This is a genomic window from Novosphingobium sp. BL-S-32, from assembly GCF_056857055.1.
Genome location: NZ_CM166476.1, coordinates 2,190,474 through 2,212,729, shown reverse-complemented (window position 1 = coordinate 2,212,729; position 22,256 = coordinate 2,190,474). Strand labels below are relative to the sequence as shown.

Below are 22,256 nucleotides of genomic sequence, written 5' to 3'. Positions count from 1 at the left end.
CATTTATCCTCATGCCGTGAACCGGAGCATCCGCAAGCTTGGTTAACAACCCGATAAGTGAAGTGCCCCCCCTGAGCCTATTGGCGGGGGACCTTGAAGCGCAAGCCCGCGCGCTGGGTTTCTGCGCCTTCGGCATAGCGGGAGCGGAAGAGGATCCCGCCCGTGCGGCCCGACTCGATTCGTGGCTGGCAGAGGGCATGCACGGCTCCATGGAGTGGATGGCCGACCGCGCCCACCACCGCCGCTCGCCGCAAGGGCTCTGGCCCGAATCGCGGCGGGTCATCGCGCTGGGCATGAGCTATGCGCCCGCCGCCGATCCCCTCGCGCTGGCCGGTACGCCCGAAGTGGGCCGGATCTCGGTCTATTCGCAAGGCGCGGACTATCACGACGTGGTCAAGAAGGCGCTCAAGCACCTCGCCCGCTGGCTGGTCGAAGAGGCCCGCAAGCGCGGTTTCGGGGAGGCCGGGGTCAAAGTCTTCACCGATACCGCGCCGGTCATGGAAAAGCCGCTGGCGGCCGAGGCCGGGCTCGGCTGGCAGGGCAAGCACACCAATGTGGTCAGCCGCGAGCACGGCTCATGGCTGTTCCTGGGCGAGATCTACACAACGCTGGACCTGCCGCTCTCCACCCCCGGCCGCGACCGCTGCGGATCGTGCCGCGCCTGTCAGGATGCCTGCCCGACCGGCGCTTTTCCCGCACCCTACCGCCTCGATGCGCGGCGCTGCGTCAGCTATCTGACGATCGAGCACAAGGGGCCGATACCGGAGGAATTCCGCGCTGCGCTGGGCAATCGCATCTACGGCTGCGACGATTGTCTGGCGGTCTGCCCGTGGAACAAATTCGCGGAGACCGCGCATACGATGAAGGCATTCCTGCCGCGCGCCGAACTCACCGCGCCGGAACTCGCGGACCTGCTGGTGCTGGACGATGCGGGGTTTCGGAAGCTGTTTTCCGGCTCGCCGATCAAGCGGATCGGCCGCAATCGCTTCGTGCGCAATTGTCTCTATGCGGCGGGGAACAGCGGGCGGGCGGCGCTATTGCCGGTGGTGGAGGCGTTGCTGGGCGACGCCGACGAGGCGGTTGCCGATGCGGCCGTTTGGGCTGCCGGAGAATTGACGAGGACCTAGAAATTCCTCCCCTGCAAGGGGAGGTGGCAGCCCGTCAGGGCTGACGGAGGGGTGTAACGCTCTCGGCGAGGCGCTCGGCTGAAAGGCTGACACCCCTCCACCACCCTTCGGGCGGTCCCCCTCCCCTTGCAGGGGAGGAACAGGACGCCCCCGATCCGCGCCTTAAACCTTCGCCCCTTCCAAAGCCCCCATCGCCAGCTCCAGCGACCGCATCTGCGCATCCGGATCGAACATCGCGCCCGAGACGATCAGTTCGTCCGCCTGCGTCCGATCACGGAAGGCAAGAATCTCATCCCGCACCCGCGCCGGAGTGCCGACGGCGCTGACCGAGCGGACCTGTTCCAGCATCGCCCGCGCCGATCCCGGCAGACCGGCGCGATAGTCGCGGATCGGCGGCGGCAGGCGGCCTGGCGTACCGGTGCGCAGCGCCACGAAGCTCTGGTCGGTGGACGAGGCGAGGTAATGCGCCTCCTCGTCGGTATCCGCCGCGAAGACGTTGATCGCGGCCATGAAGTGCGGCTTGTCGAGCCCTTTCCCCGGCTGGAACCGCTCGCGATAGATCCGTCCGGCCTCGTCCAGCATGGCAGGCGCGAAGTGCGAGGCGAAGGCATAGGGCAGGCCGAGCATGGCAGCCAGTTGCGCGCCGAACAGGCTGGACCCGAGAATCCACATCTCGACCTCTGCGCCGTCGGCCTGCGGTGCGGAAACGCCGCCCACTGCCTGCCCGGCGAAGCGCGCCTGCAATTCGACCACGTCCTGCGGGAAGCGCTCCGATGCACCGACGATGTCCTTGCGCAAGGCATTGGCCAATCGCCCATCGGCCCCCGCCGCGCGCCCGAGGCCAAGGTCGACCCGGCCCGGGAACAGCGCCGCAAGCGTGCCGAACTGCTCGGCGATCACATAGGGCGTGTGGTTGGGCAGCATGATGCCGCCCGCGCCGATGCGGATGGTCGAGGTGGCCGCGCCGACATGCGCGAGCACGACCGAAGTGGCCCCGCCGGCAATGCCGTCCATGCCGTGGTGCTCAGCCACCCAGAAGCGCTTGTAGCCCGCTTTTTCAGCAACTTGTGCCGTACGAGCGGAAATCGCCAGCGCTTCGGCAACGGTGCCGCCTTCGCGAACCGTAACGAGATCGAGGACCGAAAGTGGGATCATGGATGGCCTTTCGCTTCGGGGCCGAGCTGGGCAAGGTAGCCCTTGGCGGTTGCCGCCTGCGGGCTGTTGGGGCTGGTGGCGACCACCGAATTCCAGCTGCGCCGCGCCGCCTCGTCGCGGCCCGCCAGCACGGCGATAACGCCTGCCTCCAGCCCGACTTCGGGATCCTGCGGGGCGAGTTCGGCGGCTTTCTCGATCTGGGTCTGGGCTTCGGCCAGCTTGTTCTGGCGGCGCGACAGCGTAGCCGAAAGCAGCCAGACCTGCGGATCGCCGGGCGCGGCCGTGCGGGCATCGGCCAGCGCGGTCCCCGCTTCGTCCAGCTGATTCAGCGCGACCAGCGCGCGCGAGCGGTCGAGCGAGATAGAGGCGAGCAGGGCATTGTCCTCCGCCGCCTTGGCATCGGCGACGGCGGGCGCGAGGATGGACAGCGCCTCCCCCGGTTTGCCGCCGCCCAGCGCGGCATTTCCCGCCATGGCGCCAAGGCGCGCGCGGCTCACATGGTCTTCGAGATCGGCGGCATCGCGCGCCTGGATGAAGGCGGTGCGTGCCTCGTCCCAGCGGTCCAGCGCGGCCAGCGCGGCGCCCAGGCACAGCCCGGCGCGGACGCGCGTGCGGCCCTGCGCCTCGTTCATCGCCTGCCGGGCGACCTCGGCCGAGTGCGCGGGGTCCGATTCGACCGCGAGCATGCAGCCTTCGTTCGACTCCGGAACCGCCGGGCCAGCGGCGGCGGCGGCATCGGCCGCCTGCTCGGCCCGGCGCTTGCGGTCCTCCTCATTCTTCTTGTCGACAATCTCACGCGGGAGCGCCGAAGAATACGGGCTGTTGATGCCGCTCGGATCGAAATTGGCTTGCATCAGCATGAGGGGGAGCAGGACGGGCATGGGATGGTCTCCGGATCAGGCCGCCGGGGCTCGGGAAAGGACCAGTTCGGCCACGCTGCGCAGCAGGACATGGACGTCGGATTCGCGCGAGAGACGGTGATCGCCGTCCTTGATGAGAATGACCTGCACCTCGGATGAACGCAGCTTTTCGGCCAGACGCACCGAAATCTCCCAGGGCACATCGGGATCGCCCTGGCCGTGCAGCAGGCGGACCGGGCCGTCGAAGGCGATTTGCCGCTCCAACATGAGGTTAGCCTGTCCGTCCGCCCAGAAGCCGGGATGCGTGGGCGTGGGTTCGGGGCCGTAAGGATTGTCTTCCCAGATCGTCTCGCCATCGGCCAGCACGTTCTTGTCCATCTGGGCCACGCCCCAGTCGGTGAAGTCCGGCGCGGCGGCCACGCCGACCAGCCCCTTCACCCGGTCCGGCAGCGCCTCGGCCACCATCAGCATCAGCCAGCCGCCCATCGACGAGCCGACCAGCACCACTTCCCCCAGCCCCGCTGCGGCGATCAGCGCGAGCACTTCGTCCCGCCAGCGGCTGAGCGTGCCATCGGCGAAATCGCCCGGACTCTCCCCGCAGCCCGAATAGTCGAGCAGCAGACAGGCGCGGCCGCTGGCGACCGCCATGTCGAACAGCGCGGTAGCCTTGCTGCCGGTCATGTCGGACATGTAGCCGGGCAGGAAGATGAGAGTGGGGCCGACGCCGGGAGTGAAACGATGGGCGATGCGGCGCCCGTCGGGCATTTCGTGGAAACGGATTTCGGTCATGCCCGCGATTGTGGGGGTGCGGCCGGGGGACGGCAAGGGGTGAGGAGGGGAAAGATGCCGGAGAGTGGGTGAAGGTTCAGCTTGGGCGGCAGGCCTGCATGAGTTCGCCCCAATAACCTCCCGTCGCCGCCGCGAAGGCGGGGGCCCCGCTTCCTTCTTTCCACGCCGCAAGAAAAGCGGGGTCCCCGCCTTCGCGGGGACGACGAGGTTTGATTGTCTCGTGTCAGCGTGCGGAGATCCGTCCTTTGACCACACCCTCTCCGGGGCGCACCGATACCAGACGGTTGCCGCGCCCCCCGTGCAGCGCGTAAGGCATTCCGCAAGCGCCCGTTTCAGGATCCCGCCGCACGATGTCCGCGCAGATACTCGATTTTCCCACGAGACCGAGCCGGCTGGCCCTGCGGCTGGAATGGTTCGCCACCGAACGCTCGGTCCTGCTGGCGATCTGGGCGGTCTATTTCGCGCTGCGGGTCGCCGTGCTGTTCGTGGACGTGACGCCCAGCTCGGACGCGCAGTGGTATGCCCTGCGCGCGGCGGGCATGGCCTCGGGCGCCGGATACCTCAGCGATCTGGGCCAGCCGACCGCGTTCTGGCCGCCGGGTTGGCCGCTGGCGCTGGGCTTTGCGTTCAGCCAGTTCGGCGTCTCTCCGGTGACGCTGGGGATCTTCAATCTGGTGTCCGCGCTACTGATCGGGCTGCTGACGCTCGCACTGGGCCGCCGCCTGTTCGCGAGCGAGGGCGCGGCGCGGCTGGGGCTGCTGTTGCTGGCGATCTATCCCAATGCCATCGCCTATGTGCCGCTGGCGCTGACCGAGGTGTTCTACACGCTGCTGCTGATGGCCGCATGCTGGGCCGTGATCGCGCGCGAGAACCGCCTGCAACTGATCGGTGCCGGGCTGGTGTTCGGCTTCGCGACGCTGGTGAAGGCGCAGACTCTGGTCGCTGTGCCGCTGATCTTCCTGGTCGACTGGCTGCGGATGAAGCCGATGGGCAAGCGCCTGCCCGGGCTGGTGGTGGACGCCATGGTGGTCCTCGCCGCAGCGGCGCTGGTGGTCGCGCCGTGGGCCGTGCGCAACCGGGTGCAGATGGGCCACTGGATCGCGATCTCGACCAACGACGGCTATACCCTGCTCACCGGCAATCACGACGGCGCGAACGGCGACTATTCGCCCAATGCGCCAGTGGTGAGAGCGCTGATGGCCCGCACCGACCTCGATGAAACGGCGCGCGATGCCGAGGCGCGGCGGCTGGCCTTCGGCTGGATCGCCGATCACCCGCACGAATTCCTCGCCCTCGCCCCGCAGAAACTGGCAAGGCTGTGGCTGCCCGATGGCGAGGCCGAGTGGGCCTATCAGGCCGGAGCGCCCAGCTATGCCCGGCTGCCCGCCGTGTACCGCGCGCTGCGCTGGGTGAATCAGGGCTATTACCTGCTGCTGATGCTGGGCTTCGCGCTTGCCTTCGTGGTGATGACAGTGCGGCGGCTGCACGACCGGACGCGCTGGGCGGGCTGGTGGCTGCTGCCTTATGCCCTTGCGCTCTATCCGACGGCGATCAGTCTGGTGTTCTCGGGCCAGTCGCGGTTCCACTACCCGATCATGCCGTTCGTGTGCATGGCGGCGGGGTGGCTGGTGGTGGCGTCGCTGGAGCGGCTAGCCTGGCGCCGCCGCAAGGTGACGCTGCACTAAGTCAGAGCAGTGTCGGGCCGATCACGCGGACAATGACGGTAGTGGCCGCCGGAGGGCCGCTCTGGGCCGTTTCGCGACGACCGGCAGCGCTTTCGTGCAGCATCCCGAGGGCAAACGCCACCGCGAGCGCGACCGCAGCCCAAGTGCCGATTTTGCGCGGATCGGGCCGCCCGAGCATCGCCATCACCCCTTCTGGAAAACCTCTTCGATACGCATATCAAATAGTTCGGCGATCCGAAATGCCAGCGGTAGCGAGGGATCGTATTTGCCGGTTTCGATGGCGTTCACGCTCTGACGGCTGACCTCCAGCCGCTCGGCAAGGTCCTGCTGGCTCCAGCCGCGCTCCGCGCGCAGGACCTTGAGGCGGTTCTTCATGTCGACTGTGCCCCGCCGAAACGGAAGCGGTTCACCAACATGCCCAACAACAGCCCAACCGCCCACAGAGGAAACACAAAAAATACCGGCAGCTTAGGTACTTGGGGCGAAAACAGTTCAAGGATGCCCCAAACACTACAAACGCCCAATGTGAGGCCCGTGGCGACAAGGAATTTGCGGACTTCCAGCATCCGCAGATATTCGTCATCAAGCTCGACCAGCAGGCGGCCCATGGCCCAGATCCAACCGACTATCGCCAGCCCCGGCAACAGCGCCAAGCCCACCGTTCGCGCATCGGCGGGTGCGCCATTGGGGATCAGTCGGGTCGCCAGCGCTATGGCACACACGTACAGCAGGCTCAGCGGCTGCATGCGCCGGACGTAACGGCGATAGGCCGGATTTTTGCGATGCGAGGTCATGTCCCATGCTCCGTTCGACGTGATGTAAGGGGAACTGTCACGGCCTTCCGGCCCGCAATCGCTGGACGAGGCCCCAGGTGCTTTGCGTCACCACCCAGACCACCGCGATCCAGTAATTGGCAATCGGCCGCATCCCGCCCAGTTCGCTGAGGAAGCCCCAGACCACCGCGCAGCACATCGCCACCGTCGTCGCGACGAGGATCTGGCGCATGACCATCAGGCGTATGTATTCGTCGCTCTCTTCGGACAGATAGCGCGCGAAATTGAGGAAGATCGCGATCAGCGGCAGCGCCGGAACCAGCGAGAGCAGGGCCAGCCACGGCTGCTCCAGCGGATAGATATCGGCATGCATGCGCAGCCAGACGATCGGCGGTAGCACCAGCGCATAGACTGCAAGAGCCGCCAGCGACCGGCGGTTGTGCCGCCGCTGGGCCGGAGTGAACGCGGCCGAATACGAGGATGCGGGCCTTGTCATGGAACGACTCCATTCGAATCGTCATCGCCGGGATGACAAGCCCACTTTACATCGGCACCGGATCAAATGACAAGCTTACTTTACAAAATGACGTGTATCCTTTCCATGGCCGATGCGGGGTGACTTTTCCGCCGACTATCGCTACATCACGCCGCGATGACGCAACTGCGCACCACCTCGACCACTACTACCACCCGGGGCCCCCGGGGACGGTTGGTCGCGGCCTGATCGCGCTGCCACCGTCGCCCGGGGTTCGGGCGAGCGGCGTCACTCTCCCGAATTCGGCCAAAATAGCGGCGCCAGAGCTTCACCCGCGCGCGCGCCTGTGCCATGGGCCCAGGTAATCCCAAGCGCCGCTGGAAACCGGAAAGACGAGTTCGATGTCCGAGATGTTCAAGATCAGCCTGCCCGACGGTTCGGTCCGCGAAATGCCGCAGGGCTCTACGCCTGCCGACGTCGCCGCCGCCATCGGCCCCGGCCTTGCCAAGGCCGCGCTTGCCGCGAAGATCGACGGCGAGCTGGTAGACCTGAGCCTGCCTTTCACCGGCGATGCCAATCTCGCGCTGGTGACCAGCCGCGACGAAGCCGAGGCGCTGGACCTTGCCCGCCACGATTTCGCGCACGTTCTGGCCGAAGCGGTGCAGGCGCTGTTCCCCGGCACGCAGATCACTTTCGGCCCTTCGACGGACGACGGTTTCTATTACGACTTCGCCCCGAATCCGGAGCGCGGGCCGTTCACCGATGACGACCTGCCGGCCATCGAGGCCGAAATGCGCAAGATCATCGCCGCCGACAAGCCGCTGCGCCGCGAGGTCTGGGACCGCGAAACGCTGATCAGCCGCTGGAAGCAGCAGGGCGAGAACTTCAAGGCCGAATGGGCCGCCGAACTGCCGGGCGATGAGCCGCTGACCGTGTACTGGTCGGGCGAGGACTGGCTGGATATGTGCCGCGGGCCGCACCTGCCCTCCACCGGCAAGCTGGACCCCGCCGCGTTCAAGCTGACGCGCGTTTCCGGCGCCTACTGGCGCGGCGACCAGAAGAACGCGATGCTTTCGCGCATCTACGGCACCGGCTGGCTGAACAAGAAGCAGCTTGCCGCCCACCTCACGCGCCTTGAGGAAGCCGCCAAGCGCGACCACCGCAAGCTCGGCAACGAGATGGACCTGTTCCACCTCCAGCAGGAAGCGCACGGTTCGGTGTTCTGGCACCCCAAGGGCTATCTGATCTGGCGCGAGCTGGAAGCCTACATGCGCCGCGCCATCGACGGCGCCGGCTACCGCGAGGTGAAGACCCCGCAGGTGATGGACGCGCGCCAGTGGGAGCAGTCCGGCCACTGGGGCAAGTACCGCGAGAACATGTTCGTCATCCCCGACGAGGTGCCCAACGTCGAGGACGAAGGCCCGATCGTGTCCGATGCGGCCGAGTGGATGGCGCTGAAGCCGATGAACTGCCCGGCGCACGTGCTGATCTTCCGCCAGGGCATCAAGTCCTACCGCGATCTGCCGCTGCGCCTCTATGAGAACGGCTGCTGCCACCGCAACGAGCCGCATGGCGCGCTGCATGGCCTGATGCGCGTGCGCCAGTTCACGCAGGACGATGCGCATATCTTCTGCCGCGAGGACCAGATCGTCAGCGAAGTGCAGGCGTTCTGCGAACTGGCCGACCGCGTCTACAAGCATTTCGGCTTCACGTACGCGATCAAGCTCGCCCTGCGTCCCGACAATCGCTTCGGCACCGAGGAGATGTGGGACAAGGCTGAGGACGAGCTGCGCAACGCCGTCGTCAACGCCGGCCTCGCCACCGAGGAATACGGCTGGGAAGAACTCCCCGGCGAAGGCGCGTTCTATGCGCCGAAGCTGGAATGGCACCTGACCGACGCCATCGGCCGCACCTGGCAGGTGGGCACGATCCAGTCCGACCGTGTGCTGCCCGAGCGTCTCGACGCCAGCTATATCGGCGAGGACGGCGACCGTCACCGCCCGGTCATGCTGCACCGCGCGATCTTCGGTTCGTACGAGCGATTCATCGGCATCCTGATCGAGCACTTCGCCGGCAAGCTGCCGGTCTGGCTCGCCCCGGTCCAGGCCGTGGTGACGACGATCGTCTCCGATGCGGATGGCTATGCGCAGGAAGTCTCGCAGAAGCTCAAGGCCGCCGGCGTGCGCGTCGAGACCGACCTGCGCAACGAAAAGATCAACTACAAGGTGCGCGACCATTCGATGAAGAAGGTTCCGCACCTTCTGGTGGTCGGCAAGCGCGAGGCCGAGGAAGGCACTGTCGCCATCCGCACGCTGGGTGCCGAGCACCAGAAGGTCATGACCCTAGACGAGGCGATTGCCATGCTCAAGGCCGAGGCCACCGCGCCCGACCTGCTGTGATGACCGGGCCCCGATGATCCGGCCCGGCTCCCCTGACGACGCCCCGCGCGCCTTTGCCATCTGGCGCGCGGCGGTGGATGCCACCCACGGCTTCCTGTCGGCGGAGCACAAGGCCGAGATCGCGGGTCACGTCGAAGCGATGCTCCCGGCGGTCCCCTTGTGGATCGCCGAGGATGCGGACGGCACCGCGCAAGGCTTCATGGTCTTCGCGGAGGGATCGATAGAGGCGCTCTTCGTCGATCCGGCGGTCCACGGGCAGGGCTTCGGCTCCGCCTTGGTCGCCCATGCGCTGGCGCTGGAGCCGCAGGCCCGCGTCGATGCCAACGAGCAGGCCGACAACGCCCTGCCCTTCTACGAATCGCGCGGTTTTCTGCGCATCGGCCGATCCGAACGCGACGCGGATGGCCGCCCCTACCCCCTCATTCACTTGCGCCATCCCGGAAAGACATCAGCATGATCAAGCGCGAACTCATCGACACCGCGTGGATCCCGGACGGGGAGAAGCTCGAACTCTACAAGCACGATCGGGACTACATGATCGTGCTGGGCCACAACGAGCTGATGTCCACGCGCAAGTGGGGCAGCGAGGAAGCCCTCGCCACCATGGCGTGGGATCGCATCAAGGGCGTGACCAAGCGCCCGCACATGCTGATCGGCGGTTACGGCATGGGCTTCACCCTGCGCGCCGCGCTGCGCACGCTGCCCGAGGATTCGAAGCTCACGGTCGTCGAACTGGTGCCCGAGATCATCGAATGGGCGCGCGGACCGATGGCCGAACTGGCGCAGGGCTGCCTCGACAATCCCCGGGTCAATCTGGTGATGGGCGATGTCGCGCATATCATCGATGGGTCACGCGCGGACTACGACGCGATCCTGCTGGACGTGGACAACGGCCCCGACGGCCTCGTGCGCGAGGACAACAATCAGATCTATTCGAAGACCGGCCTGCGCGCGGCGCGCAATGCGCTGACGCCTGACGGTGTGCTGGCGATCTGGTCCGCCGGAGCCGACCCCGCCTTCACGCGCCGTCTGGAACGCGCCGGGTTCAAGGTGGACGAAGTGAAGGTCTCCTCGCGCAGCAACGGCAAGGGACCGAAGCACGTGATCTGGTTCGCTACGCCGGAGTAAGCGGCGGCGTCGACCTGTCGGCAGCTTCCCCTCTCGTCATTGCGAGGAGGCAAAGCCGACGCGGCAATCCAGAGTGGCACAAGACGGCTCTGGATTGCTTCGCTCCGCTCGCAATGACGAAGGGTGGGTGACCTATTCGGCGCATCCCAAATGCGGCTCCGACAACCTAGAAACCCCAGCCGCGTCGGGGCGAGCCACCATCCTCACAACCCGTCGCCCTCGCGAAGGCGGGGGCCCCGCTTCTTGTCGACCTCTCAGCCCTGCACAGGAGAAGCGGGATCCCCGCCTTCGCGGGGATGACGGGCTTGGAATTGGCTGATGCATTGCAGCCCCGGCACAGGTCCAACGCGCGGCTAAGCCAGCAATCCTAGGGCACCAGCGTCGTGAACAGATAAGCGGCGAAGATCACCAGATGCACCATGCCCTGAACCAGCGTGGTACGCCCGGTGCTCAGCGTCATCGACGCCACCAGCAGAGTCAGCCCCAACAGCACGATCGACTTGGACGACAGCCCGAGTTCGAGATGCAACCCCATCGCCATCGAGGTGAGCGCCACGGCCGGAATCGTCAGGCCGATCGTCGCCAGCGCGGAGCCGATGGCAAGGTTGAGGCTGGTCTGCACCCGATTGGCCCGCGCGGCGCTGAGCGCGGCAAGGCTTTCGGGCAGCAGCACCAGCGCGGCAATGATGATGCCGACCAGCGCGGGCGGCGCGCCCATCGCGGCAACGGCCGCTTCGATCGAGGGCGACAGCGCCTTGGCCAGCAAGACCACGGCGATCAGCGCCACCGGCAGCATCACCGCGGCGCCGATGGCCTTGGCGGCCGGCACCTTGTCGTGATTGCCGTCGTCTTCCTCGGGATAGAGGAAGTGGTCGCGGTGGCGGATCGTCTGGGCGACCACGAACGTCGCGTAGAGCATCAGCGCATCGATCGAGACGAAGATCAGCTGGTTGTCGTTGTAGAACGGGCCGGCGCTGCTGGTGGTGAAGTTGGGCATGACCAGCGTCAACACCGACAGCGTCGCAAGGATGGCCAAGCCGTGGTTGACGCCGGACTGGGTATAGCCCTGCTCGTGATGCCGGCCGCCGCCCAGCAGCAGGCAGACGCCGACGATGCCGTTGATGGTGATCATGATCGCGGCGATCACCGTGTCGCGCGCCAGTGCCTGCGCGCCGGAGCCTTCGCTCAGCATGATCGAGACGATCAGCGAGGTTTCGATCACCGTCACGGCGAAGGCCAGGATCAGCGTGCCGAACGGCTCACCCACGCGGTGGGCGATGACTTCGGCGTGGTAGACCGCCGCCATCACCGCGCCGCCCAGTGCCACCGCGATGATGGTCGCCATGACAATGCTCGAAGGCTTGCCCAGCGCCACCGCGCAGAGCGCGATGATCGGAACAACCAGCGACCACGGCGCCAGGCCGTACGCGGAGAAGCGGGCGGCGGCCTTGGCGGCGGTGGGTTCGGAATGGCTCATGGCCCTGCACTATAGGCGAAATTGGCCGGGCGGCCAGTTGGATGAGTCGGGTGATGAATGCCGGCCATAAACGAAACGCGCCGGATGTTTCCATCCGGCGCGTCCTCCAGCCTATGCCCCCCGACACATGACTGGGCCCGTTGCGGTTGCGACCCGGCAGGCTCCGGAAGAAAAGCGATCGGAGGAAAGCTCAGGCGGCTTCCTTCTCGATCCACTCCGGATAGAAACAGGGTTCGCGATCGGACCAGCCGGGCGCGGTGGCGGCGGCTTCGCTGATCGAATGGAGCAACAGCTTGCGGCGCTCCGGCGGGATCTGCGGCAAGGCAGCGGCGCCGCAGAAGGCCCCGGGCAGCCAGGGCCGAACCCAGGCCCCCAGCAGGCGCTCGTAAAGAAAGCGGAAGGACGCGAACGACGAAATCCGCTCCTGCGACAGGTCGAAGGCGGCCACGCGCAGCAGCTTGCCCATGAAAACCTCGACATCGTCAAGGCTGACATCGTCCGGCCGCGCCGTACGCAGGGACTTGATGTCGTCATAGGCCGCGTACTGCTTGCGGATCGAGATCACTTCGGTGGCGTTGCGCCCCCAGAGCTCGAAGGCATCGTGGCGGCCAAGCCCGACGTCGAGGCTGCGCCGGATATAGCGCTGCTCGCATGCGGAGAAGCTGGCGAATTCGCGCAGTTCGCTGATCGTGACTGTGGCCGTGCCAAGGTAGGTCATGCTCTGGCTCCCGTGATTCGGAAGATCGTCTCTTCCTCACGAGAGCCATTTTCCGCTCTCTCAGATTACAAAGAGCTTAAGCATGCAAAGGTTTGCTTACGGTCGCTCGCGGAAGCATTCCGAAACGATTTCGTTAACCATCAGATCAGGCCGGCAAGCGGGCTTGAAGGGTCCGCATAGCGGCGCTGGCCCATGCGTCCGGCAAGATATGCGTCGCGTCCGGCCTGCACGGCGAGCTTCATGGCGCGGGCCATGCGGATGGGATCCTTCGCCTCGGCGATGGCGGTGTTCATCAGCACGCCGTCGCAGCCCAGTTCCATCGCCACGGCCGCTTCCGACGCGGTGCCGACTCCGGCGTCGACGAGCACGGGCACCTTGGCGCCCTCCACGATCAGCCGCACCGTCACCTTGTTCTGGATGCCGAGGCCCGAGCCGATTGGCGCGCCCAGCGGCATCACCGCCACGGCGCCGCATTCCTCAAGCTGCTTCGCCGCGATCGGATCGTCCACGCAGTAAACCATCGGCAGGAAGCCTTCCTTGGCGAGGATCTCGGTGGCCTTCAGCGTCTCGCGCATGTCGGGATAGAGCGTGCGCGCCTCGCCCAGCACTTCCAGCTTCACCAGATCCCAGCCGCCCGCCTCACGCGCCAGACGCAGGGTGCGGATCGCGTCGTCGGCCGTGAAGCAGCCGGCAGTATTGGGCAGGTAAGTGATCTTCTTCGGGTCGATGAAGTCGGTCAGCATCGGCGCCTTGGGGTCCGACACATTGACGCGGCGCACCGCGACGGTCACGATTTCCGCGCCCGAAGCCTCTACCGCTGCCGCGTTCTGCGCGAAATCCTTGTACTTGCCGGTGCCAACGATCAGGCGCGAGGTGAACGTGCGACCGGCGACGGTCCAGGTGTCGGAAGCAGCGGTAGTATCGGTCAAGGTGCGCATCCTTTCGGGGGAGCGTGGAGTCAGGGAAAAGAGTGGGCGGCGCCTGCGTCAGCCGCCGCCGACGAAGTGGACGATCTCCAGCACATCCCCGTCCGCCAGCACGACATCGCCCAGCGTCGAACGCGGGGCAATATCGCCATTGTGCTCGACGGCAACCTTCTTGGGGTCGAGGCCGATATCGGCGACGAGGTCAGCAATGCTGGAACCGGGCGCGATGCGGCGCGGTTCGCCATTGACGGTGAGCAGGATGTCTTCAGCCATGGGCCGCAGATAGCGCGGAGAACGGATTTGGAAAGTGCCCAATCGGCACTTTCCCGAAACCCTCAATGCGCGTGGCGCATGTTCCGGATGTGCGCGAAGGCCACGAACGAGACGCCGATGATGGTCAGCACCGATTCGGCAAAGCCATGGCCGACAAGGATAGCGCTGGCCATCAGCGCCAGGCCGAGCCCGCCGATCACCAGCGGCGCGATCCGGCCGTGGCGGGCAACGCCGAAGCCGAGCGAGATCACCCCGACGATCACCGCCAGCATCAAGCCCACGCGGTGAATCTCGGGCGACAGCAGCACTTCGCCGCCCAAAAAGTCGCTGCCAAGACCCAGAAAGCCCACCAGCACCACGCCAAGAACACAATGAACGGCGCAAAGCCCGCTCAGGATGACGCCGGCCCGGTCCATCCGGTTTCGAATCGCGATCAGGGTGTTCCGCATGCCGCATCATCTATGTGATGTTGTAACATCATGCAAGACCCCCGAATCGCCGAACTGCACAAACTCTCGCCCGGTCGGCACCGCTCGCCTCACGATGAACGTCACGGGGCCTTGCGCAATTCGTCGCAAGATCGCAGGGACATGGGCCATGAGAAACGCTGACGGTCGCCCCATCCTCGGAACCACCGACGACATCGTCCCCATGGTCCGCTGGCTCCTGTTCGTAGCCGCGCTGGTGGTGATGATCGTGGCGGTCGGCGGGATTACCCGCCTGACCGAATCCGGCCTTTCGATCACCGAGTGGAAACCGCTGACCGGCGCCATTCCCCCGCTGACCGAGGCGCAGTGGCAGATCGAATTCGACCACTACAAGCGGATCCCGCAATATATCGACGTCAACGGCCCGGCAGGCATGACGCTGGGGCAGTACAAGTTCATCTACTTCTGGGAATGGGTCCACCGCCTGTTGGCACGCCTGATCGGCCTGGCCTTCGCGCTGCCGCTGGCGTGGTTCTGGTTCAAGCGCACGATCCCGCTGGGCTACAAGCCGCGCCTGCTGGCGCTGCTGGCGCTGGGCGGGCTTCAGGGCGTGGTCGGCTGGTGGATGGTCTCCTCGGGCCTGACCGCCGAAGCGGCCGACCGGGTCAGCCACTTCCGCCTTGCCGCGCATCTGCTGGTCGCACTGACGACGCTGGGCGGGCTCGTCTGGACCGCGCTGGACCTGCTGGAATTGCGGCGCGGACAGGCTCCGGCCCGCCTGACCCGCTTCGCCGCGCTGGCGTTGGCGATGCTGTTCTTCCAGCTGTTCATGGGCGCGATGGTGGCGGGCTTGCGCGCGGGCTATGTCGCGGGTTCCGGCTGGTTCAGCATGGACGCCTGGCCGCTGATGCAGGGAACGTTCTTCCCCGAAGGCGTCGAGTGGGCGGGCGGCGCGCTCCATGCATTGGTCAACGATCCCTACCTCACCCATTTCGTGCACCGCTGGTGGGCCTGGGCCGTCGTCGCCGTGCTGATCGTCATGGCCCGCAGGCTCAAGGCGATGCGCCTGCGGCTGACTTCGGTGGCGATCCACTGCGCGTTCGGCATGCAGGTGATTCTGGGCATCTGCACGGTCTGGTCGGGCGTTGCGCTCTGGCTGGCGGTGGCGCACCAGCTTTGCGCCGCGCTGCTGGTGGCGGCGACGGTCTGGGGCTCGCATGGCCTCGGGCGCCGCGATCAGGTAGGGTTCGGCATATGAACGAAGACGCGCCCACCTCGATCCCGGCCCTGATCTGGAGCCCCTTCCCCGACGAGGAGAGCGCGCTCTACGCCATCGAGACCCTGCTGGACGAACGGCTGGCGGCCTGCGGCAACCTCCTGCCCGGCGTGACCTCGGTCTTCGTCTGGAACGACGAGAAAGGCACCGCGCGCGAGTTCGGCCTGCTGGTCAAGACCAACGCCGCCCTGCTCGATGCTGCCACCGCGCGGCTTGCCGAACTGCATCCTTACGAGGAGCCTGCCGTCCTCGGCTGGCGCTGCGATGCCGGCGCGCCGGGGACGATTGCGTGGCTGGCGGGGATCGGCGGCTAAGATTTGCCAGAGGCGTCCGTTCCCTCGTCTCATCACCCACATACCGTCCCCTCTCCCCTTACTTTTCCCGGTCATCCCCTTACTTTTCCCGTCATCCCCGCGAAGGCGGGGATCCCGCTGCCTCGCGCATGACGGCGCCATGGCAGACAAGCGCCCAATCCCTCAGGTCGCGCGAAGGCAGAAGCGGGGCCCCCGCCTGCGCGGGGGCGACGAAGTGGATAATCGGCGGTCAAAGCCGCACTCGCACAACCTCCAGCCACCCCTCACAAACCCAAACGGTATTATTTTACCTCTATGGAATCCCGCAGTCTGCTTGACTTGCGCGTGCTTTTCGACGATTTGGCCGCCTTCCCGCAGTGCCGGAGATTCGTGAAAGCGAAGCATTCGGCCCCGCGACCTGAACATTAGGGATAGACCAGCCATGAAGGCGCTTACGAAGGTCACCCGGTCGATCAAGCCGGCCGAGGTGGAAAAGAAGTGGCATCTGATCGATGCCGAAGGTCTGGTGGTTGGCCGTCTCGCGGTCGTCATCGCTGACCTCCTGCGCGGCAAGCACAAGCCGAGCTTCACCCCGCACGTCGATTGCGGCGACCATGTCGTCGTGATCAACGCCGAGAAGGTGAAGTTCACCGGCAAGAAGCTTGGCGACAAGACCTACTACAAGCACACCGGCTACGCCGGCGGCATCAAGGAAGTGACCGCGGACAAGGTTCTCGCCGGTCGTTTCCCCGAGCGCGTGCTTGAAAAGGCTGTTGAGCGCATGATCCCCCGTGGCCCGCTCGGCCGCGACCAGATGCGTGCCCTGCACCTCTACGCCGGCACCGAGCACCCGCACGGTGGCACCCAGCCCGAAGCGCTCGACGTCGCTTCCATGAACCGCAAGAACAAGGTTGGCGCGTAATGTCTGATACCGAAACCGTTCAGAGCCTGTCCGACCTCAAGGACCTCGGCGAAGTCGCCGTTGTTGAAACGGAAGAGACCTTCAAGCCCGTCGTGTCGAACGCTCCGCTGCGCGAGCAGCAGATCGACGCCCAGGGCCGCGCTTACGCCACCGGCCGCCGCAAGGACGCCGTGGCCCGCGTGTGGGTCAAGCCCGGCAGCGGCAAGATCATCGTCAACGGCCGTGACCAGGAAGTTTACTTCGCACGCCCGACCCTGCGTCTCGTGATCAACCAGACCTTCCAGGTTGCTGGTCGCGAAGGCCAGTACGACGTGATCGCCACCGTCAAGGGTGGTGGTCTCTCGGGCCAGGCCGGCGCTGTGAAGCACGGCATCGCCCAGGCTCTCTCGAAGTACGAACCGGCCCTGCGCGCTGCCGTCAAGGCCGCCGGCTTCCTTACCCGCGACCCGCGCGTCGTCGAGCGTAAGAAGTACGGCCGTGCCAAGGCACGTCGTAGCTTCCAGTTCTCGAAGCGCTAATCGCCTTCGAGAGCCTTACGGCTTTACGAAAAGGGGTCGCGGGAAACCGCGGCCCTTTTTTGTTGCGCGGTTTCGGCAGGGCTGGGCCCTAGAGAGGCACACCGGCTCGACCGGCTGAAATTGTCCCCGCCCCCAACTCCCAATCCCCATCGTCAACCTGAACTTGTTTCAGGGTCCATCGCGCCGGTCGAACCGCCGTGTGATTGGCGAAATGGATCCTGAAACAAGTTCAGGATGACGTTGCCGGCATCAGCCAGCGTCGGCGGGGGACGCTTTGCGGCGTCAGGACCAATCCCGCGCGCCGCAGAAAACCGAAGGTTTCCCAGCACAATACGCCCATCGCAGATGGCAAGGTACCTGCCTATGACGAGGTACCTTGCCACACCCTGTATTTCTCAACGCAAGGTACCTTGCGTTACACAGTAGCTGGTTATATACACTCCTCATCCGCAGGAGATGATTCGATGTCCGAAATCGAAATCCAGTTGAAGAAAGGGGTGCTGGGGCTTTGCGTCCTGGCGCTGCTTTCGCGGGGTGACAGCTACGCTTACGAGATCGCCAGCCGCATGGCCGACGCGGTCGATATGGGCGAAGGCACGATCTACCCGCTGATGCGCCGCATGCAGTCCGACGGCCTCGTCGTGACCTACCTTGAGGAATCGCCCTCGGGTCCGCCGCGCAAGTATTACCGCATCACCGAAATCGGCCGCTCGCGGCTGGACGAACAGGTTGCCGAATGGCGCGGCTTCACCGCGGCCGTCGATGGCCTGATCGACGGCAGGATGGTCGCAGACGCGCCGGCAGCGGCGCCGCAGGAAGAAGGGGAGCCGAGCCATGACGCGTAACGAATTCATCCGGCGCCTGAAGGCAGGCCTGGCCGGAATGCCGCAGGACGTGATCGCCGAGATCGCCGCCGACTACGAAGAGCACTTCGAAGCCGGCAGCGCCGAAGGCCGCAGCGAGGAAGAAGTTGCCGCCGCGCTCGGAAACCCGGCAAGGCTGGCGCGCGAACTGCGCTTCGAGGCCGGCTTCAAGAACTGGGAAAGCGGCCGTTCGCCGTCTTCGGCCTGGGGCGCGATCCTGGCCTTCATGGGCCTCGCCACCATCGACATCCTGATCCTGCTGCCGATCGTGCTGCCGGTTCTGGGCGTGATGTTCGGCCTGTTCGTCGCCACCATCGTGATGTTCTTCGTCGGCGGCTTCGTGCTGATCGCGGGACCGTTCAGCGGCTTTCCGGGCGGCGTGCTGGTTGCCATACTCGGCGGCCTCGGCATCATGAGCGCCTCGGTCGCCGTCGGCGCCCTGCTGACGCTGGTGAGCATCTGGATCATCAATGCCCTCATGTGGTTCGGCCGCCTGCATTATCGCGTGATCGAACCCGCCATCCACCCCGAAGACTGATCGGTACGAGAGAGAAAGGAACCAAGTGATGTTCAGGAAGCTGCTCATCGTATTCGCCAGTGGCGTGATCCTCTCGATCGTCGCCTTCGGTGCAGCCTGGGTCGTCGGCGGCGACAAGTTCCGGCAGGAATTCCGCGACAACGGCGGCTGGAACTTCGAATTCGGCGATGACGAGAAGGACCACGGTCCCGAAAAGACCCGCACCTTCGCGCTCCAGCCCGGCACCCGCCTGGCCATGGATATCCCGGTCCAGTTGGTCTTCACCAAGGGCGACAAGTCCGAGATGATCGTCACCGGCCCGCAGAAGGTGGTGGACCGCCTGACCTGGAACGACGGCCGCCTCAGCGTCGACGGCAGCCTGCACATGCACAAGGGCCTCAAGGTGCGCATCACCGCGCCCGAGATCGCCAGCTTCGATTTCGACGCACCGGGCGACGTGACGCTGACCGGCCTCGATCAAGACAGCCTGACGCTGAAGGCACAGGGCGCGATCAACCTCGATGCCTCGGGCAAGGTCCGCAAGCTCGATGTCCAGACCGAGGGCGCCAGCAACCTCGACCTCGGCAAGCTGGAAGCGCAGGACGCCACGGTCAGCGTCGACGGCGTCGGCAGCGTGACGATCGGTGCCACCGGGAATGTCTCGGTCGCCATCGACGGCATCGGTTCGGTCAGGCTGGTCCGCAAGCCCGCCCACCTCACCACCGACATCAACGGCCTCGGCAAGGTCGACCACGACTACCAGTAAGCGCTCGAAAAGAGCCGAAAGGTTCAGGGAAAGGCCGCTTCCGAAATCCCCCCGCTCGGGACGGTCGATACGAAAAGGGCCGCAGCATCTCCCCCGGATGCTGCGGCCCTTTCATGTATGGTCAGGTGTCGTTTGGGTGCCGTTCAGTGCACGCTTCAGTGCACAGGCGGATCGACCGGCGGAACCGCGCCGACCGGGGCCACCGGCTCACCCGGTTCGCGCGGCGGCAGCGCGTTTTCAGGCACTTCGTCGATCTGCATCGCCACGGTCGGCAGATGCTCCAGATTGCGCGCGACGACGCGGATATCGTCGCCGGTGATGGTGATCTCGTTGAAGCTCGGCGGGGTCGAGCGGATGCGCTTCGACAGGGTGCCGGCGCCGATCATGCGCAGCGGCCCGGCGGGCGTTTCCGCCGTAAGGTCGAACGCATCGTGAATGTGCCCGGAAAGCACCGCCATCACCTTGCGCCCGGCCAGGATTTCCATCGTCCGCGTGCCGTTGATGGTGAGCAGCTTGTTGTCCTTGGCCCGCCGCTCGATCAGCGGATGGTGCGCCGCCACGAGCACCCGCGTCCCCTCCGGCAGAGCATCGATGGCCGCGAGAGTTTCGCGCAGCGCGTGATCCGTAACCCAGCCGTTCGACCAGGGAAACCGCTGCCACTGCGCGCGAGTGGTGGTCCGAAGCGGCACGATGGCGAGCCCCGGCAGATCGAGTTGCGCCTCCACCTGCCGCTCGATCGAGCGAAACCGGCGATAGGGATCGAAGAACCGCTGGTAGAGGTTGAAATAGGGAATGTCGTGGTTGCCGATCTCCACCGTGACCGGCGCGTCGAGCCCCTTGATCCACTGGCAGGCGGCGCGGAATTCGTGGTGCCGCGCGCGCATCGTCAGGTCGCCCGTGATAGCCACGGCATCGGGCCGCTCACGCGCGATGCAGGCTTCGGCCCAGGCGATCGCCTCCGGATCCTCCAGCCCGAAATGAACATCGCTCAGGTGAAACAGCCGCAGGGCGCGGGGCGAAGCGGCAGGCGCGGCGGAAGCCTCAGGATTCATCGATCGTTGTCACCAGGTCGACCTCCAGGGTCGCGGGATGGAATTGCTCTTCCGTGCCGCCCTCGAACGGTTCGCCGTCGATCAGCAGGCCCATCGGCTCGCCATCTGGGCAGACCAGCCGCAGGCGGGTATGCTTGCCGAGTTCATCATGCGGACCGTCGCGAAAATCGCGATTGAGCAAGGCGATGCCCTGCCCGGCGAAGTCGCCCAGCGTGTCGGCATAATAGCCGTTCGCTTCAAGTCCGGTCGGGTTCGGGGTCACAGTGATCGCGGCATAGCCGTCCTCGCGCCCGCAGTCGACCTCGGCGCAGACCACTTTCGGACCTTTAACCGACCAGGCGATCGCCTCACGCGTAGTGGCGACCACGCCCAGCACGTTTGCCGCGCGCATCGCCTCGCGCACTTCGTTCCAGACCGTGCCGGGTCCGGCCAGCACGCCGGTCAGCGCCATGCCGTGGCGGGTGGCAATCACCGGCGGACGGGTGGTGCGCAAAGGGCCGGAGGCGAGACGCCCGACCACGTCCGTCGCAGCCACGTCGCCGTGCAGCCGCTTGGCCAGCATGTTCATGGTGCCGCCGGGCAGGACGAGCAGCGGGCCGTCCCAGCCGACCGCGCTTTCCACCACAGAATGCGTGGTCCCGTCGCCACCGAAGACTACGAGAAGATCAACCCCGGCAGCGGCCAGCGCCTCGGGCGCGGGGGAAGGTTCGTCGGGAAAGCGAAACGTGCGTTCGGGCGGATATCCGGCGGCCGCCAGCGCGGCAGCCACTTCGGCGACAGCCGCCTCGTCGTTGCTGCCGCTGGCAGCATTACAGATCAGCCAGCAGCGGCGGGGGGAAGTATCGTGATCTCCGGTCATGCGGCCAGAACCGGCCAGATCCGCCGGGGTTCCCCGCTGGACGCAGGCAGCGTCACGCCCGCCCGGAGAAGATCAGCCATGCGGCCAGCCCGTTGATCCCCGAATAGAACGCATAGAGCCAGGCCCAGGCACTCGATCCGGCGGCGACCATGATCATCGCCCCGACCAGCATGGCATATTCGACGATGAGGCTGAGGCGGCCGCCCATCGGTTCGACCAGCCAGGGAACGTGGCCAAGCATCGGATGGCCCGATTCGAGCACTGCCTTGTGCGCGGCGAAGTTGAACACGCCAAGGCAGAAGACGACAATAAGTCCCATAGCCATAGCGAACTGTACATGCGCCGATGCGATCTTGCCAGCGTCCAGCCGAATCATCTTATCGAATCGGAGAGATAGGCGATTGATCTTCGGCGCTTTGTCGCCTGTACGCGGCAAGTCATTCGTCGGCCTGGAACGTCGTTCGTCCGCCTCCCTGCCCCTTCGTCGACATGCCGTGCGCTGCGGTCGAGGTCCGCGTGAATCGCGCCTCTGTGCGGTGCACAAGACACTCACCGGGCCGATACGGGACCCCCCGCCCAGCGGCCCACCCAGGAGGAAGACACGATGATCAAGACCACTTCTATCGCAGCCGCCGCCGCTGCCCTCGCCTTTACCGGACTGAGCCTGACCATTGCCGCTCCGGTCTTCGCCAAGGACGTTACCGTCCGTTACGCCGATCTCAACCTGACGACCGTCGCCGGTCAGAAGACCCTGGAACGTCGTCTCAATGCCGCCGCCCGCGATGCCTGCGGCTACGACATGATCGATCCGGGTACACGCCTTCGCAATCCCGACGCCGTGGCCTGCTACAACAAGGCACTCGTCCAGGCCCATGAGCACATGGCTGCGGTCGTAGAGCACGCCAACGGCACCCGCGTAGCCACGAACTGAGCGCCGTGGCTTTCACGAAGTCCCTAAAAAATAATCGGAAAAAAGA

The 22,256-nt window shown here is 65.9% G+C and carries 28 protein-coding genes; 13 read left to right on the top strand and 15 right to left on the bottom strand.

Annotated features, from left to right (window positions below; all coding sequences use genetic code 11):
• Positions 1–62: 62 nt before the first annotated feature.
• Positions 63–1,127, top strand: coding sequence for a tRNA epoxyqueuosine(34) reductase QueG (queG, locus tag AC1VVK_RS10320; RefSeq protein ID WP_482902902.1), 1,065 nt, complete (start codon positions 63–65; stop codon positions 1,125–1,127).
• A 162-nt stretch (positions 1,128–1,289) separates the two neighbouring features.
• On the opposite strand, the gene AC1VVK_RS10315 is transcribed toward queG, so the two are convergent.
• The 3 genes from AC1VVK_RS10315 to AC1VVK_RS10305 are packed head-to-tail and all read right to left on the bottom strand — an operon-like array spanning position 1,290 to position 3,931.
• Positions 1,290–2,282 carry an LLM class flavin-dependent oxidoreductase gene (locus AC1VVK_RS10315; protein ID WP_482902901.1) on the bottom strand — a complete coding sequence of 331 codons (993 nt, stop codon included), beginning with the start codon at positions 2,280–2,282 and terminating at the stop codon, positions 1,290–1,292.
• Entirely contained in the window at positions 2,279–3,163 is an 885-nt protein-coding gene (locus AC1VVK_RS10310; protein ID WP_482902900.1) for a tetratricopeptide repeat protein, read from the bottom strand. The genes AC1VVK_RS10315 and AC1VVK_RS10310 overlap by 4 nt, the downstream gene beginning before the upstream one ends.
• A gap of 15 nt (positions 3,164–3,178) precedes the next feature.
• Complete coding sequence (locus AC1VVK_RS10305; protein ID WP_482902899.1) at positions 3,179–3,931, bottom strand: alpha/beta fold hydrolase; 753 nt, start codon at positions 3,929–3,931, stop codon at positions 3,179–3,181.
• 350 nt (positions 3,932–4,281) lie between these two features.
• On the opposite strand from AC1VVK_RS10305, the gene AC1VVK_RS10300 reads away from it, so the two are divergent.
• On the top strand, positions 4,282–5,616 hold the full coding sequence (locus AC1VVK_RS10300; protein ID WP_482902898.1) for a glycosyl transferase: 1,335 nt from the start codon (positions 4,282–4,284) through the stop codon (positions 5,614–5,616).
• A gap of 1 nt (position 5,617) precedes the next feature.
• On the opposite strand, the gene AC1VVK_RS10295 is transcribed toward AC1VVK_RS10300, so the two are convergent.
• Genes AC1VVK_RS10295 through AC1VVK_RS10280 form a run of 4 tightly spaced genes read right to left on the bottom strand, consistent with a single transcriptional unit; the run spans position 5,618 to position 6,885 of the window.
• Complete coding sequence (locus AC1VVK_RS10295; protein WP_482902897.1) at positions 5,618–5,800, bottom strand: hypothetical protein; 183 nt, start codon at positions 5,798–5,800, stop codon at positions 5,618–5,620.
• A complete protein-coding gene (locus AC1VVK_RS10290; protein ID WP_482902896.1) occupies positions 5,800–5,991 on the bottom strand; it encodes a helix-turn-helix transcriptional regulator in 192 nt (63 codons plus the stop codon). The genes AC1VVK_RS10295 and AC1VVK_RS10290 overlap by 1 nt, the downstream gene beginning before the upstream one ends.
• Entirely contained in the window at positions 5,988–6,410 is a 423-nt protein-coding gene (locus AC1VVK_RS10285; RefSeq protein WP_482902895.1) for a hypothetical protein, read from the bottom strand. The genes AC1VVK_RS10290 and AC1VVK_RS10285 overlap by 4 nt, the downstream gene beginning before the upstream one ends.
• A gap of 37 nt (positions 6,411–6,447) precedes the next feature.
• Complete coding sequence (locus tag AC1VVK_RS10280) at positions 6,448–6,885, bottom strand: hypothetical protein (protein ID WP_482902894.1); 438 nt, start codon at positions 6,883–6,885, stop codon at positions 6,448–6,450.
• A 380-nt stretch (positions 6,886–7,265) separates the two neighbouring features.
• On the opposite strand from AC1VVK_RS10280, the gene thrS reads away from it, so the two are divergent.
• From thrS to AC1VVK_RS10265, 3 genes are read left to right on the top strand one after another with little or no spacing between them, the layout of a single operon-like run.
• On the top strand, positions 7,266–9,263 hold the full coding sequence (gene thrS / locus AC1VVK_RS10275) for a threonine--tRNA ligase (RefSeq protein ID WP_132387810.1): 1,998 nt from the start codon (positions 7,266–7,268) through the stop codon (positions 9,261–9,263).
• Between the two features lie 13 nt (positions 9,264–9,276).
• Positions 9,277–9,720: an acetyltransferase gene (locus AC1VVK_RS10270; protein WP_482902893.1), complete on the top strand. Its 444-nt coding sequence runs from the start codon at positions 9,277–9,279 to the stop codon at positions 9,718–9,720.
• The gene (locus tag AC1VVK_RS10265) at positions 9,717–10,391 is read left to right on the top strand and encodes a spermine/spermidine synthase domain-containing protein (RefSeq protein ID WP_482902892.1); all 675 of its coding nucleotides are present in this window, start codon (positions 9,717–9,719) and stop codon (positions 10,389–10,391) included. The genes AC1VVK_RS10270 and AC1VVK_RS10265 overlap by 4 nt, the downstream gene beginning before the upstream one ends.
• 367 nt (positions 10,392–10,758) lie before the next feature.
• On the opposite strand, the gene AC1VVK_RS10260 is transcribed toward AC1VVK_RS10265, so the two are convergent.
• From AC1VVK_RS10260 to AC1VVK_RS10240, 5 genes are all read right to left on the bottom strand, one after another.
• Positions 10,759–11,868 (bottom strand): calcium:cation antiporter, encoded by a 1,110-nt coding sequence (locus AC1VVK_RS10260; protein WP_482902891.1) that lies wholly within the window; start codon positions 11,866–11,868, stop codon positions 10,759–10,761.
• A gap of 190 nt (positions 11,869–12,058) precedes the next feature.
• Positions 12,059–12,586: a hypothetical protein gene (locus AC1VVK_RS10255; RefSeq protein ID WP_482902890.1), complete on the bottom strand. Its 528-nt coding sequence runs from the start codon at positions 12,584–12,586 to the stop codon at positions 12,059–12,061.
• A 140-nt stretch (positions 12,587–12,726) separates the two neighbouring features.
• Entirely contained in the window at positions 12,727–13,524 is a 798-nt protein-coding gene (locus AC1VVK_RS10250; RefSeq protein ID WP_482902889.1) for a bifunctional sulfur carrier protein/thiazole synthase protein, read from the bottom strand.
• A 48-nt stretch (positions 13,525–13,572) separates the two neighbouring features.
• Entirely contained in the window at positions 13,573–13,785 is a 213-nt protein-coding gene (gene thiS / locus AC1VVK_RS10245) for a sulfur carrier protein ThiS (protein WP_482902888.1), read from the bottom strand.
• Between the two features lie 62 nt (positions 13,786–13,847).
• Positions 13,848–14,234, bottom strand: coding sequence for a MerC domain-containing protein (locus AC1VVK_RS10240; RefSeq protein ID WP_132387796.1), 387 nt, complete (start codon positions 14,232–14,234; stop codon positions 13,848–13,850).
• A 148-nt stretch (positions 14,235–14,382) separates the two neighbouring features.
• On the opposite strand from AC1VVK_RS10240, the gene AC1VVK_RS10235 reads away from it, so the two are divergent.
• From AC1VVK_RS10235 to AC1VVK_RS10205, 7 genes are all read left to right on the top strand, one after another.
• The gene (locus AC1VVK_RS10235) at positions 14,383–15,471 is read left to right on the top strand and encodes a COX15/CtaA family protein (protein WP_482902887.1); all 1,089 of its coding nucleotides are present in this window, start codon (positions 14,383–14,385) and stop codon (positions 15,469–15,471) included.
• Positions 15,468–15,803, top strand: a complete 336-nt coding sequence (gene cutA, locus AC1VVK_RS10230) for a divalent-cation tolerance protein CutA (protein WP_482902886.1) — start codon at positions 15,468–15,470, stop codon at positions 15,801–15,803. The genes AC1VVK_RS10235 and cutA overlap by 4 nt, the downstream gene beginning before the upstream one ends.
• A gap of 421 nt (positions 15,804–16,224) precedes the next feature.
• Positions 16,225–16,704 carry a 50S ribosomal protein L13 gene (rplM, locus tag AC1VVK_RS10225; RefSeq protein ID WP_054442085.1) on the top strand — a complete coding sequence of 160 codons (480 nt, stop codon included), beginning with the start codon at positions 16,225–16,227 and terminating at the stop codon, positions 16,702–16,704.
• Positions 16,704–17,222, top strand: a complete 519-nt coding sequence (gene rpsI / locus AC1VVK_RS10220; protein WP_132387790.1) for a 30S ribosomal protein S9 — start codon at positions 16,704–16,706, stop codon at positions 17,220–17,222. Before rplM ends, rpsI begins: the two co-directional genes overlap by 1 nt.
• Positions 17,223–17,686: 464 nt before the next feature.
• Positions 17,687–18,067, top strand: coding sequence for a PadR family transcriptional regulator (locus tag AC1VVK_RS10215; protein ID WP_132387788.1), 381 nt, complete (start codon positions 17,687–17,689; stop codon positions 18,065–18,067).
• A complete protein-coding gene (locus tag AC1VVK_RS10210; protein ID WP_482902885.1) occupies positions 18,057–18,623 on the top strand; it encodes a DUF1700 domain-containing protein in 567 nt (188 codons plus the stop codon). The genes AC1VVK_RS10215 and AC1VVK_RS10210 overlap by 11 nt, the downstream gene beginning before the upstream one ends.
• 28 nt (positions 18,624–18,651) lie before the next feature.
• A complete protein-coding gene (locus AC1VVK_RS10205) occupies positions 18,652–19,368 on the top strand; it encodes a GIN domain-containing protein (RefSeq protein ID WP_482902884.1) in 717 nt (238 codons plus the stop codon).
• A gap of 155 nt (positions 19,369–19,523) precedes the next feature.
• On the opposite strand, the gene AC1VVK_RS10200 is transcribed toward AC1VVK_RS10205, so the two are convergent.
• From AC1VVK_RS10200 to AC1VVK_RS10190, 3 genes are read right to left on the bottom strand one after another with little or no spacing between them, the layout of a single operon-like run.
• Complete coding sequence (locus tag AC1VVK_RS10200; protein WP_482902883.1) at positions 19,524–20,420, bottom strand: metallophosphoesterase family protein; 897 nt, start codon at positions 20,418–20,420, stop codon at positions 19,524–19,526.
• A complete protein-coding gene (locus AC1VVK_RS10195; protein WP_482902882.1) occupies positions 20,410–21,279 on the bottom strand; it encodes a diacylglycerol/lipid kinase family protein in 870 nt (289 codons plus the stop codon). Before AC1VVK_RS10195 ends, AC1VVK_RS10200 begins: the two co-directional genes overlap by 11 nt.
• Positions 21,280–21,331: 52 nt before the next feature.
• Complete coding sequence (locus tag AC1VVK_RS10190) at positions 21,332–21,604, bottom strand: hypothetical protein (RefSeq protein ID WP_482902881.1); 273 nt, start codon at positions 21,602–21,604, stop codon at positions 21,332–21,334.
• Positions 21,605–21,883: 279 nt separating this feature from the next.
• On the opposite strand from AC1VVK_RS10190, the gene AC1VVK_RS10185 reads away from it, so the two are divergent.
• Entirely contained in the window at positions 21,884–22,210 is a 327-nt protein-coding gene (locus AC1VVK_RS10185) for a UrcA family protein (protein WP_482902880.1), read from the top strand.
• Positions 22,211–22,256: the final 46 nt, after the last annotated feature.